This is a genomic window from Telluria sp. ZB4P34 (assembly GCF_059686055.1).
This window is the reverse complement of record NZ_JCASIF010000003.1, coordinates 269829-282767: the sequence shown is the minus strand read 5'-3', so window position 1 is coordinate 282767 and position 12939 is coordinate 269829. Positions and strand designations below refer to the sequence as shown.

Below are 12939 nucleotides of genomic sequence, written 5' to 3'. Positions count from 1 at the left end.
ATCAAACCATTCAAGCAGCAGGAAACCATGCACAAGATCGTCTCCTCCGTTGTCCTCACCGCCCTGGCGGCAAGCCTGGCGCTGGCCTATCCGGCCCATGCCGCCGATGCGACCCAGGCGGCGCAAGCCGCCACCGTCAAGGAAGCGCCGCTGCGCGCCCACCTCGCCTTCCTGTCGTCCGACGTCGTCGAAGGCCGCGGCACCGGCCAGCGCGGCGGCGAACTGACCGTCACCTACCTCGAAACCCAGGCGGCCGCGGTCGGCCTGCAGCCGGCCAACAACGGCAGCTTCCGCCAGCCGGTCAAGATCGCCGGCGTGCGCTCGCTGCCGGCCAGGAGCGACATCGGCATCCATGCCGGCGGCAAGAAGCTGCCGCTGCAGTTCGGCGCCGACTGGGTCTGGGGTCCGGGCGACGCGAAGGCCGACCATACGCTCGATGCCGAGCTGGTCTTCGTCGGCTACGGCATCCAGGCCGCGGAAGAAGGCTGGGACGATTTCAAGGGCCAGGACGTCAAGGGCAAGGTGCTGGTGATGATGGTGAACGATCCGAAGCCGACCGCCGCCGAGCCGCGGCGCTTCAACGGCGACGGCCTCACCTACTACGGCCGCTGGACCTACAAGCTGGAAGAAGCGGCGCGCCAGGGCGCGGCCGGCGTCCTGCTGATCCACACCGACGCCTCGGCCTCCTACGGCTGGAGCGTGGTGCAGAACAGCTGGGCCAATGCGGAACGCTTCCAGCTGGCCGAGGGCAAGCTGGGCACCGGCCTGCAGGGCTGGATGACCGACGCCACCGCGCGCAAGCTGTTCGCCGCCGCCGGCCAGGACCTCGACAAGCTGCGCGCCGCGGCCGAGCAGAAGGGTTTCACTCCTGTCGCACTGAAAGCCCGCGTCAAGGGCCAGGCACGCGCCGAAGTGCGTACGCTGAACGAGTTCAACGTGGCCGGCGTGGTGCCGGGAACCGATCCGAAGCTCAAGGACGAAGTGGTGATCTACAGCGCCCACTGGGACCACATGGGCAAGCAGGGTGACAAGGGCGATACGATCTTCAACGGCGCCGTCGACAACGCTTCCGGCATCGCCGCCCTGCTGGCGATGGCCCAGGAAGCCGTGCGCAACCCGGCCAAGCGCAGCCAGATGTTCCTGTGGGTGGCGGCCGAAGAACAGGGCCTGCTGGGCAGCGCCGCCTACGCCGCCAAGCCGCTGTGGCCGATCGAAAAGACGGTGGCCAACCTGAACCTGGACAGCCTGAACTTCGTCGGCCTGGTCAAGGACGTGAGCACCCCGGGCAGCGAGCGCACCGACCTGGGCGCGATGGCCGCGGCCACCGCCCAGAAGATGGGCCTGTCGATCGCGCCGGCCAGGCCCGATCTGGCCGGCGGCTACTTCCGCAGCGACCACTTCAGCTTCGCCAAGGCCGGAGTGCCGGCCTTCTCGGTGGGCGCCGGCCAGAGCTGGGTAAAGGATGTCGAAGCGAGTGCGGCCAAGCAGAAGTCCTACCGCGAGCGCTATCACCAGGCCAGCGACGAGTACGACCCGAGCTGGGACCTGTCGGGCATGGTGCAGCAGGCACAGTTCACGCTGAACCTGGGCCGCATGGTGGCGGATGCGCCGCAGGCGCCGGCATGGAAAGCGGGAGATCCGTTCGGGAAGGCGCGTACGGCCGCCAACTAAGCCGCCGCTTCGATAGCATGGGCGGCGCTGCCGTCCACGCGTTCACGCACGCCTGCGCAAGTATGATGCGCAGGCGTTTTTCATTGTCTCAATCGAGCCAGCACAGTGCCGGCCAAGGAAAGATCTGCTTCCTCACCCAGTTGTCGAACCAGTTGCCCTGGCGCCGGGTCAAGCCCAGCAAGGCAAAGCCGGCGCCCAGCAGGCCCAGCGACAATGGTTCGGGCCGCGGCGCGTTTGCAGGCATGGCCGTCAGCTGCGCCCGTGCCTGGGCAAGCCCGGCCGGAACGGCAGACGCTTCCCTGGGGCCCGCGCTGTCTCGATCGTGGGAAAAATAGGCCAGCAGGCTACCCAGGAGCCCGGCGCCGGCCGACTCCCGGATATCCACCATCAGCTCGCCGTTCTGGTAGTCGATGGCGCCGCTGGTGTCGGCAAGCGCGCCTTCGGCCGGCGTGGCTGCCGGCATGACGACCGCAGCTTGCGGGATGGTCGCGTAGGCCGGGCTGCCCGGCAGGGCAGCGGCCGTATCGAAGGCCAGCAGCAGCACCGCTCCTGCCATCAGGGATTGAAATTTCATTTCTTTTTACCGCCTCTTTTGAAATTTTATTTCACCCCTGATCCATCAGGGATGGCTATTGAATGATGCCGCAGGCCATGCGGCCTCCCCCGCCGCCCAGCGGGGCCGGGTGGTCGGCGTGGTTGTCGCCGCCCACGTGGACCATGAGGGCCTTGCCTTTGACGTCCGCCAGCTTCAGGCGCGGCGCCAGCACCGGATTGGTGGCGGCGCCCTTGTCGCCCACGCTCAGGGCCGGCAGGTCGCCCAGGTGGCCGTCGCCCCAGGGCAGGCCGTGCTTGCCGGTCTTGGCCGGGTCGAGGTGGCCGCCGGCCGCGCCCGCAGGCACCGTCTTGCCGTCCTTCTGGTTCGGCGCGCAGCTGCCGTTCTCGTGCACGTGGAAGCCGTGCAGGCCGGCGCTCAAGCCGCTCAGGGCCGGGGTGAACACGAGTCCATGGCGGGTTTCGCTGATGGTCACGGTGCCGATGTCGGCGCCCTCTCCCTTGTCGGTCGCCATTTTCATGGTGACCTTCACGTCGGCGGCATTGGCCAGGGCGCAGCTTGCGCCCAGTACGGCAGCGCACATCCATCGAATCTTCATGACAAGCTCCTTCGTTTCCGGTTGAGATAATAAAAAACCATGCAAGTGTATTCCATCCCCTTGGAGGGGGGAGGTTCTGCAGAACCGCGCGGGATCGCCGCCTGTACCGCGTTGCGCGCCCTGGGGCGGCGCGACCAGCCGAGCAGCGCCAGGCCGGCGCCGAGCAGGCCGAGCGGGGCCGGCTCCGGCACCTTGGCCGCGTGCAGCGCCAGCACGTCGTCCCTGCTCAGCGCATTGTCGTAGAGGTGGATGAAGTCGACCGAGCCGGTCGCCCATTCGCCGGCGCCGTCGTCCCTGAAGAAGCTGAGCATCCGGTCGCCGGCCAGGCTGGTCTGGCCTGTGCTGTCCTGGAAGCTGAACATCGCATTTCCGTTCTGGTAGAAGGTCACCAGGGAGCCAGCGTCGCGGGTGACGGTCAGGCGGATGTCCTGCTTCGTCCTGAACCTGTCTCCGCTCAGGCAGCTGCCCTGGTAGAAGCAGAAGCGGTCGGTCGAGACGTACAGGCCGTGGTCCGACGGCGTGTACTGGAAATTCAGCAGGCGCTGGTAGTTGGCCTGGTCGCCGTCGAGCCTGAACACCATGTCGATCGTGTACACCGGACCCAGTGCATACTGCAGTTGCAGGCCCCTGTTTTCGGTGAAATCGTAGCCGTTCGCCCCCGGGGTACCCATGAAGGCTTTCAGGTCCGGCCCGCCATTCGCATCGGCCAGGCTTCCGTTGAGTTCGTACTGGTGGATCAGCCCGGCCTGGCTGCTGACGCTCACGGCAAGCAGTCCCGCAGCGATCAGGGAATGCAGTTTCATATCACGCTCGTCTTCATCTTGATCAGGACGATATGATAAAAAATGAAACACCTGCATTCCACCCCCTGGAATGGGGGATGTTAGGAAGCTACTGCGCGCGATCGGCCGTCCGTCGGCTTTGAACATGACCCGGTCATGCCGGGCCATGCGTATCCGTGCTCGCGCCTTACCGCTCTGCGGTGATCATGCCGCGCTGCGCGACTTGCGACGGCGCGTCCAGCCGACCAGCGCAAGTCCTGCGCCGATCAGTCCCATCGAGCCCGGTTCCGGCACGTCGACGGTGCCGCCGTTCAGCACGGTGACTTCGGCCTGGCTCAGCGCGTGGTTGTAGATGTGAATGAAGTCCACGACACCGGTTGGGGCGTCGCCGCCGTCGTCACGGAAAAAATAGGCGGCGCTGCCATCGAACCGTGCGGAGTTGGAAGTGTCTGCCACGTCCAGCACCAGCTGCCCGTCCTGGTAGATCTTGAACTGCTGCTGTGCATCGCGCGTGATCGTTACATGGGTGAACAGTCCGAGATCGAGATCGCCTCCCGGGCTGTTGATGGGGTACAGCACAAATTTATCGTTGACGGCGTACAGCCCGTTATCGCTTGCGCCCATCTTGAAGTCGAGGATACGGTTGTAGCCAGTCAGCTTGTCCAGGCGAAACATCATGTCGATCGAATAAATTCCGCCCAGCGCACTATCCAGACGCAAGCCCTTGTTGGCGGTGAAGGAATAGTCGTTGGCGCCGAGGACGCCCTGAAGCGCCACAATATCCTTGCCGCCCTTTGCGTCAGCCAACGATCCGTTCAACTCATACTGATGAATCAGTGCGGCGTTGCTGTTAGCTGCAAGGAACAGGAGTGTTGCTGCTGCCAGTGTGTGCAATTTCATTTATTTGGTCCTTCCCAAATTGTTTAATCCCGCCAGGCAGGAGGCCGATAACGGCACCAGCCGACAATCTTCTCGATACATGTCAGGGGCTGGCGCGACGCACTTTAACGCTTCAGGAAATTGTAAAAAAAATAACACTACGATTCCACCCCCTTGGATGGGGGAGGTTTCGCAAGATGTGGCAAAAAAGGATCGGCGCGCCTGGCGTTACATGCGCGAGTTCGCGGGACGCAGGATGGCCAGCAGGCCGGCTTCCGAGGTGCAGCCGAATTTTTCGTAGACGGCCTTGACGCAGTCGCGCAGCACGGCGTCGCTCACGTCCATGCGCGACCTGGCCGCATCGCGGCCGCCGCCCACGCCCATCCAGAACGCCACTTCCATCTGCTGCGGCGACAGCTCGACGCTGCCCAGGGCGCGCCAGATCCGCAGCGGCATCGGCACCACGAACTTCAGGAAGATACCCACCGTGCGGCTGTGGATGGCGTCGCAGGAGCCGGCGCTCATCCACTGCGCGCGGGCTTCCAGCACGCCGCCGGCCAGTTCGAGCGTTCCCGCCGGCAGGCGCCAGGGATAGCGCTCGCCGTGCACCACCGACTCCACCAGGCGTAGGCAGAACGGCGGCAGCGTGCGGCGGTCGAACTCCTGCTGCTCCTGCGAGGCCAGCTGGTCGAGCAGCGCCCCGGCCGAATCGCTCAGGAACAGGATGTCGCCGCCGGTGGTGGCCAGCAGCATGGCCTCGTCCTCGACCACCCCGGGATGGCCGTTGCAAGGGTCGGCGACGTTGCGCAATGCATGGTCGAAGTAGTTGGCGACGCGTCCCAGGTCTTCCTCGTCGTCCGCGTCGAAGGGCAGGCCGTCGTCGCGCAGCAGGGTCAGGGCGCCGAGCGGGCTTGCGGCCGGACCGAGGCGGGCTTCGAGCACATGCACCGCGCGCGTGCGCGCTTCGCCAGGCGCCACGCCGAAGTGCACGGAATCGCCATAGAAGTAGCCGTTCGGCGGCGGCAGCACGCCCAGCACGTTCGCTTCGTGCATGTCTTCCGGCGTTTGCTGGGCGAGCAGGAACAACTGGGACGCGCTGCTGGGAATCAGCTCGCGCACCAGTTCCAGTGCATCGGGAATGAGGGTCATCAGGTGCAGGCCGCCGGAACACAGGATTCGCAGGCGCGCCCATTGGCGACTGTTCTTTTTACGGGACACGGGCGTGATACGGATTGTCTTGGATTTAACAATATTGCTGACTTACGGCAACAAAGTCAAACACAATCAACTGACGCCGGCAATATCCGGCTGCTGCGCCACACCTTTCGGCGTCGCTGCAACGGGCTGGCACTGCGGCAGCCGCGCCAGGAGGTCGGCCAGCGCCCGGAATTCCACCGGCTTCACCAGGTGGTGGTCGAAGCCGGCCTGCTTCGACAGGTCGCGGTCGCGCGCCTGGCCGTAGCCGGTAAGCGCGATGAAGCTGGCGTCCGGATGGTCGCGCCGAAGGCGGCGCGCCAGCTCGTAGCCGGTCATGTCGGGCAGGCCGATGTCGAGGATGAAGGCGTGCGTGTCCGCGATCTCGCTGGCGGCGAGCGTGCGCATGGCGCCGTCGAACACGTGCACGGTATGCCCCTGCTCGCGCAGCAGCACGGCCAGCGACTGGGCCGCATCGACGTTGTCGTCGACGATGGTGAGGGTGCACGGCGCCACCGGGCTGGCGCGCATGTCGGCACGCAGCGGCGCCGGCGCCGCTGCGCCTTCGGCCAGCGGCAGCAGCACCGACACCGACGAGCCCAGGTTCGGCCCGTCGCTGTGCGCCTCCACCTGGCCGCCGTGCATCTGCACGATGGTCTTGACCAGCGCCAGGCCGATGCCCAGCCCGCCCTGCGAGCGGTCGGGCGTGCGTTCGGCCTGGGTGAACAGGTCGAACACGTGCGGCAGCAGCTTGGCGTCCATGCCGGCGCCGTTGTCGATCACGGTCAGGCGCGCCTGCTCGGGGCCGGACTCCAGCCGCAGCAGGATGCGTCCGCCCGCCGGCGTGTACTTGGCCGCGTTGTTCAGCAGGTTGACCAGCACCTGCACCAGGCGCGTGCGGTCGCCCGCCACCACCACCGGGCGCGTCGGCGCCTCCACGTTCAGCATATGGTTCTTGGCCTCGATGTGCGGGCGCGCCTGCTCGACGGCGGAGCGCACCACGGCGTTCAGCTCGAGGATCTCGGTGTCGAGCTTGACCAGGCCGCGCGTGACGCGCGAGACGTCCAGCAGGTCGTCCACCAGCTCGGTCATGTGGCGCACCTGGCGCGAGATGATGTTGCTGGCCTTGAGGCGCAGGTTCTCGTCCACCGTGGGCATGCGCAGCAGCTGGGCCGCGTTGGTGATCGGCGCCAGCGGATTGCGCAGCTCGTGCGCCAGCATGGCGAGGAATTCGTCCTTCATCTTGCTGTGGCGCTCGGCCTCGGCGCGTGCCGCCCGTTCGCTGGCCAGGATGCCTTCGCGTTCCCTGGCGGAGCGCTGCGCCAGCTCGTACAGGCGCGCGTTGTCGATCGCCACCGCGGCCTGGGCCACGAAACCGGCGATGAGCTGCTCGGTGCGCTCGTCGAACACCTTCGGCTGCGAATGGCCGAAGAACAGCCCGCCCAGCACCTCGCCCGAGCGCGAGCAGACCGAGGCGGCGAGATAGCTGCGCACCGGCAGGTGCCCTTTCGGCATGCCGTGGTGCGGGCCCATGTTGCCGTAGCGCGGGTCCTTGGTGATGTCGTCGCTGCGGATCGGCGCGCCGCCCTCGAAGGTGGGGCTGAAGATGGCCGTGGGACGCGGATGGCCGAGCTTCTCGAAAGCGTCGCGCGGCGCGCCGCTGAGCGTGTAGAGCAGGTAGGCGTCGCCGTTGGCGTCCTTGCCGTTGTAGAAGAAGGCGCCGAATTCGGCGCCCGTCAGCTCGGTGGCGGCGTCGGTGACCGACTGCAGCAGCGTGTCGATGTCGAGCGTGGAGGCCAGTGCGCCGCCGGCGCGGTTGAGCAGCCCGAGGATGCGCGTCTCGGCCCGCAGCGCCTCCTCGGCGCGGATGCGGCGCAGCGCCTCCCAGGTGCGGCGCGCCAGGTCTTCGGCCAGGGTGCGCTCATCGATGGTCCAGCGGTAGGGATGGTCCTTGTACAGGAAGCCGGCGCCGTGCAGGCGGTCGCCATCCTTGAGCGGAATGACCACCACCGAATGGATGCCGAGCATGAGGCAGGGCTTGGCGACGGCCGCGCATTCCGGGTCGGTGGACACGTCGTCGATGCAGATGGTGGCGCCGGCGTGCAGGGCGTCGAGCTGGCCGGGCGACAGCATGTCGATCGGCAGCGTGCCCTGGGCGCCGCCGGTCTCGAGGCCATCCTTCCACTCTTCCTTGACGGTGAAGGTGCGTTGCTGCTCGTCCAGCTCGACGTAGGCGACGTTCGAATTGGTGAAGTACTCGCTGGTGAGGCGGATGGTGGCCTTGAGCATGGGCCCGAATGCGGTCTCGCGGCGCAGGGTATCGGCCAGCTTGACCTGGTAGTCGCGGCGGCGTTCGCCCATCACGGCCTTGGTGATGTCGGCGAAGGTGACCAGCACGCCCTCGACCTTGCCGCTGTCGCCGTAGATCGGGCTGTACGAATAGCTGAAATAGCAGGTCTCGTAGTAGCCGTAGCGGTTGATCGCAAGCGGCAGCCCCTCGGAGCCGAGCGCCTCGCCCTGGCGCACCTGCGCCCACATCGGGCCGATGGTCGGCCAGATCTCGGACCAGGTCACGCGCGCATCGTTGCCCAGCGCCCTGTCATGCTTGTCGCCCAGGATGGGGACGTAGGCGTCGTTGAAGAACTGGACATAGTCCTCGCCCCAGGCGAGGTAGGCTGGCAGGCGCAGATCGAGCACCGTGCGGACCGCGCTTTTCAGGCCATGCGGCCAGCCGGCGACCGGCCCGACGGTGGTCGTCTCCCAGGGAAAGGCGCGCATCTTGCGCTCCATCTCCGTCATGGGGATGGCGGCGCTCGCAGTGTCCGGGGTCGCGTCAAATGGCCAAGGCATGTTGCTCGGTGGGCAAAAGTGTGAAAAATTCTATAACTCAGCAGTGCATCATAGCAGTCATTTTGCGGGATGGGCGTACGGATGGGTTAACTGGGCAACACAAGGCCCAGCATGCGGGCAGGCCATGTCATGCCAGTAGAGCTTGTCCGAGGTCAGCACTGCGTACTTGAATCTGCCGAACAATCTTGCTTCATGTGCTCGAGGAGCGCTTGATGGGAGCTTGCGATGGCAGAGGTAGCGATTCAGGACAGGCGCGGTTTCTTCATTTTGCCGCAACGGTTCGAAGGGGGCGGATACTACGTCTATGGAACACCCGAGAGAGGGCGGGGGCAGTACGCACATCCAAAGATGATCACACTGATCCAGGCGGTGGCATGTGAATGGTGCCACATCGACAAGCGCAAGTTCGGAGTCGGGAGCATCAGTCTGGCAAATGGACTGCCGTTCGCACCTCACAAATCACACAGGAACGGGCTGCAAGTCGATGTTCGCGCTATTCGGAGGGACGGGCGGGAAGTACCTTGCAGTCGGCTCGATGCAGGGTATGACCAGGCAGCGACAGCCAAGCTCATCCAACTGTTCATGCGGCATCCCTTCGTCGACCGTATCATGTTCAACGACCTGTCGATCACGGGCGTGAAGGCGTTGAAGCGGCACGACGACCGCTTTCACGTAGGGCTTCGCCAAGGGATCTGACATGCGAACACTCCTATGCTTGGTGCTCACGCTATGTGTTGTTTCGCAAGCAAACGCCGTCGATAGCGACCCTGGTCCATACAAGCATGCAACTGCACGCTACCGCATGTATGGCGGAAGCCTTGGCGACCCTACGGCTCCCAAAGCCAGTGACAGAAAAGTCGCGTTTTCCATTGGAGGTGCGGCTGCCAAAGCCCTGTTTGACGCGATCGCACCGGACAAGTACGACGAGTGCACTGCTGGAAGCGGCGACCGGGTACGGCACCGTGATGATGAGAACCTCAGCTGCATGCGAACCAGGGATGGCGAATATAGCTGCAGCTTCGGTTTCGATCTGCAGACCGGGAAAAGTATTGGCGGGAGTATCTGCTGAAAAAAAAACCGGCCCCTTGCGGGGCCGGTTTCATTCACGACGCGTCGATCAGAACGAGTAGCGTGCGCCGACGTACAGGCGGCGTGGCTCGACGAAGGCGTTCGACTCGCCGAACTTGTACACGCCGTTACCAGCCAGCAGCGCCATTGCCGAGGTACCCGACTGCTTGTCCAGCAGGTTGAAGACGTCGAGGAAGAACTCGACCTTCTGGCTGCGCGGCAGCTTGTAGGTGTACTTCAGGCGGACGTCCAGGGTGTAGTACGACGGACCGGTCTCGGCACCGATGACGCCCGGCTTGATCCAGGTGTCGAGGGTGTTGTTGACCACGTAGGCAGGGTCTGCCATTTCCGGCAGGTAGCGACCCTGGATCAGCTGTGCACGGGTGTACAGCAGGCCGCTGTTCCAGTTGAGCACACCGCTCAGCTCCAGGCCGTTGTTGAAGTAGTAGGTGCCGTAGCCCTTGAACTGGTGCTTGATGTTGCCAGGCTGTGGGCCGTAGGCGTTCGGTGCACGCGGATCCAGCGCCAGCCAGTCACCCTGGAAGTCGGCGTTACTATCCGAGTTGGTATTGCCCTTGGCTTCGTTCCAGGTGTACGACGCGGCTGCCTGCCAGTTGTCGCGCTTGGCCTTGGTCAGGCTGATCTCGACGCCCTGGTAGTCGCGCTTGCCGCCAGCCAGCGTGCCCAGCACGTAGTTGGCGTTCGGCGCGCCACTGAAGCCGAAGTACGAGTACGGCAGGTACAGGAAGGTGCCCGGCGCAGCACTGCCTTCGGTGGTGGAGACGTTGGTCGGATCCGAGTACAGGTGCAGGTCGTAGTCTTCCAGGATGTCGCGGGTCCAGCGCTTGGTGTACGACATCGACAGGGTGTAGTCGCGGCCCAGGTTGGTGGCGTAACCCAGCATGAACTCGTCGGTGAACGGGGTCTTGGTCGACGGTGCGAAGATCGCGTCCGGCTGCTTCTCGCCGCCACGGGTACGGAAGGTGATCCAGCGGTCGCCCACGAAGATCTGCTCTTCCTGCACCGGACCGGTCAGGTTACCCGCGAAGTCCGACATGTTGGTGCGGATCGGGTCGTAGTAGCGGCCCAGGAAGCCCCAGAACTTGCTGCGGCCTTCGCCGGTCGGGTCATATACGACGCTCAGGCGCGGCGCGAACTTCCAGTCGAACTTGGCCGACTGGTTGCCCTTCGAATCCTTGTGCACCCACTCTTCGCCGCGGATACCGCCGGTGATGGTCAGCTTGTCCTTGGTCCAGGTGTCCTGGAAGAAGAAAGCCTTGCCGGTGGCTTCCACGCTGTACGGCGCGGCGATGGTCTCGACGGCGCGGTACTGGTTGACCTGGCCGCCCGGGTTGCCGGCGGTGCTGTTGAAGCGCAGCGCACGGAATTCCGGATCCGAGATGGTGCCGTCGCGGTTGGTGTCCAGCAGGTTGTAGAAGTAGGCACGGTCCGCGGCAGGAGCAGCGTTCATTGCGGTGAGGACGCGCGGGATATCGCCGGCGGCGAAGTTCTTGCTGCCGGTCCAGCCGGTGCCGACGAACTCGGTCACGCTCACGCCAGCGTTGGCGGCGGCGATCGAGGTGTAGCGAGCGCGCTCGCTGCCAGTGCCGGTGTACTGCGCATCTTCGTAGTACTCGTTCTTCGAGACCAGGAAGCCCGACTTGAAGGTGTGGGTACCGGCGTTGGCGGTTTCCCAGAAGTACTCGGCGTTGATACCGATTTCGTCGCGGTTACGTTCCGAGATCGTGTCTCCGCCGGCGCCGCCCAGGGCACGCTGTTCCAGCGTCGCGCCCGGGTTGTTGCGGAAGGCAACGTTGTTCAGGGTCGAACGGTTGGCCGCGAAATCCGACACTTCGCCGATGTGACGGAAAGCATACGCGTTCAGGCGCAGGTTTTCCATGTCGCGGGTGTACTGGACGTTGTAGTTGTTACCGCCCTGATTGCGACGGGTGTCGCGGTTGTTCAGGGTGGTGGCGGTGGTGGTGCCGGTGGTTTCGGTCGGGTCGTTGAAGAACGAGGCCACCAGGCGGTCATTCTCGGTCGCCTGCCAGGTCAGCTTCAGGAAGCCCAGGCGGTCGTCGCGGTTGACGGTACGCATTGCGGCGCCGGTGCCGGCGTTGACCACGTCGGTCTCGCGGGCCTTTTTCTGGTACGAACCGAAGAACCACAGCTTATCCTTGATGATCGGACCGCCCAGGGTGACGGCCGCATCGTAGGTGGAGAAGCCGGACGAGGTGTTGTGCTTGTTGTCGGCGACCAGGTTGTCGTTCTGGAAGTAGTAGTTGACCGAGCCGTGGTATTCGTTACCACCCGACTTGGTGATGACCTTCGAGACCAGGCCCGAACCGCCCGCGAATTCGGCAGGGATACCGCCGGTGAGGATCTGCTGTTCCTGGATGATCTCGGAGTTGATGTTCGAGCCGAAGGTACCGGTGCTCGGGTCGGTCACGTCCACGCCGTCCAGGATGTAGACGTTGTCCGAGGAGGAGCCGGTGGCGCCACCGACGTCCGAATAGTTCACGCCCGACTTCGACGACGGGTTGCCGCCGGCCGAAGGCTTGACGCCCGGGACCAGCTGCAGGTAGCTCTGGTAGCTACGACCGGTCGGCAGCGATTCCACCACGCCCAGGTTCAGGACGGTGCCGACGGTTGCCGAGGTGGTGTCCACGCGCACCAGGCGCGAACCGGTCACGACCACCTGCTGTGCGCTGGTGCCGGTATCGCCGAGCGTGTAGCTCAGGGTCGGGTTCTGGTTGGAGACGACTGCGACGTTGGTATCGGTGTACGGCGCCATGCCAGGTGCAATGACTTCCACCTTGTAGTCAGTTGCCGGGTCGAGGCCGGCGATACGGACGGTACCGTCCGCTTCGGTGACAGCGGTCTTGGTGACCAGGCTGCTCGGCGAGCTCACGCGCACCGTTGCGCCAGCCACTGGCTTGCCCTGGGCGGTAATCGCGATACGCAGGCCGCCGGTTTCAGCAGCAAGGGCAGCGCCCATGAAGCACATGCCAATCGCCACCGAAATTGCGGACCGGCGTAACACCGACGCCGTCGACTTTTGTTTTACTGTATGAAACATAAATCTCCCAATCAAAATCTAGAATTTTTTTTAAAAATCAGAGCAAAGCAACACCAAGACAGCTACAACGAATACATCAGTACAGGGAATAACCAAGTGATCAAGACAGTGTTCTAAGCTCGCCCTTCCTTGCAGACGAAAATTCACCCAACCTCAGCTTCCGGCAACTATTCTGTCAGGAAAACTTGAATCTATAAGAACATTCCAAACCGCATTGTGTCAATGTTAAGGAACGGGTGAGTAGCATGTGTGCAACACCCCCTGC

General features: G+C 64.4%; 9 protein-coding genes. 2 read left to right on the top strand and 7 right to left on the bottom strand.

What is annotated here, in order from left to right; all coding sequences use genetic code 11:
• Positions 1-27: 27 nt before the first annotated feature.
• A complete protein-coding gene (locus tag AC56KL_RS08185) occupies positions 28-1671 on the top strand; it encodes a M28 family peptidase (protein ID WP_497179808.1) in 1644 nt (547 codons plus the stop codon).
• 88 nt (positions 1672-1759) lie between these two features.
• On the opposite strand, the gene AC56KL_RS08180 is transcribed toward AC56KL_RS08185, so the two are convergent.
• The 6 genes from AC56KL_RS08180 to AC56KL_RS08155 all read right to left on the bottom strand — a co-directional run bounded on the left by AC56KL_RS08180 (position 1760) and on the right by AC56KL_RS08155 (position 8527).
• Positions 1760-2245 (bottom strand): hypothetical protein, encoded by a 486-nt coding sequence (locus AC56KL_RS08180; protein WP_497179660.1) that lies wholly within the window; start codon positions 2243-2245, stop codon positions 1760-1762.
• Positions 2246-2300: 55 nt separating this feature from the next.
• The gene (sodC, locus tag AC56KL_RS08175) at positions 2301-2822 is read right to left on the bottom strand and encodes a superoxide dismutase [Cu-Zn] SodC (RefSeq protein WP_497179659.1); all 522 of its coding nucleotides are present in this window, start codon (positions 2820-2822) and stop codon (positions 2301-2303) included.
• The gene (locus tag AC56KL_RS08170) at positions 2819-3625 is read right to left on the bottom strand and encodes a LamG-like jellyroll fold domain-containing protein (RefSeq protein ID WP_497179658.1); all 807 of its coding nucleotides are present in this window, start codon (positions 3623-3625) and stop codon (positions 2819-2821) included. Before AC56KL_RS08170 ends, sodC begins: the two co-directional genes overlap by 4 nt.
• Positions 3626-3808: 183 nt before the next feature.
• A complete protein-coding gene (locus AC56KL_RS08165; protein WP_497179657.1) occupies positions 3809-4504 on the bottom strand; it encodes a LamG-like jellyroll fold domain-containing protein in 696 nt (231 codons plus the stop codon).
• Between the two features lie 207 nt (positions 4505-4711).
• Positions 4712-5701: a helix-turn-helix transcriptional regulator gene (locus AC56KL_RS08160; RefSeq protein ID WP_497179656.1), complete on the bottom strand. Its 990-nt coding sequence runs from the start codon at positions 5699-5701 to the stop codon at positions 4712-4714.
• Positions 5702-5767: 66 nt separating this feature from the next.
• Positions 5768-8527: an ATP-binding protein gene (locus AC56KL_RS08155; protein ID WP_497179655.1), complete on the bottom strand. Its 2760-nt coding sequence runs from the start codon at positions 8525-8527 to the stop codon at positions 5768-5770.
• A gap of 225 nt (positions 8528-8752) precedes the next feature.
• Here AC56KL_RS08155 and AC56KL_RS08150 point away from each other — a divergent pair, with 225 nt between their 5' ends.
• Positions 8753-9223 (top strand): penicillin-insensitive murein endopeptidase, encoded by a 471-nt coding sequence (locus AC56KL_RS08150; protein WP_497179654.1) that lies wholly within the window; start codon positions 8753-8755, stop codon positions 9221-9223.
• A 421-nt stretch (positions 9224-9644) separates the two neighbouring features.
• Here AC56KL_RS08150 and AC56KL_RS08145 read toward each other — a convergent pair whose 3' ends face one another.
• Positions 9645-12593 carry an outer membrane beta-barrel protein gene (locus AC56KL_RS08145; RefSeq protein ID WP_497179653.1) on the bottom strand — a complete coding sequence of 983 codons (2949 nt, stop codon included), beginning with the start codon at positions 12591-12593 and terminating at the stop codon, positions 9645-9647.
• Positions 12594-12939 lie beyond the last annotated feature (346 nt).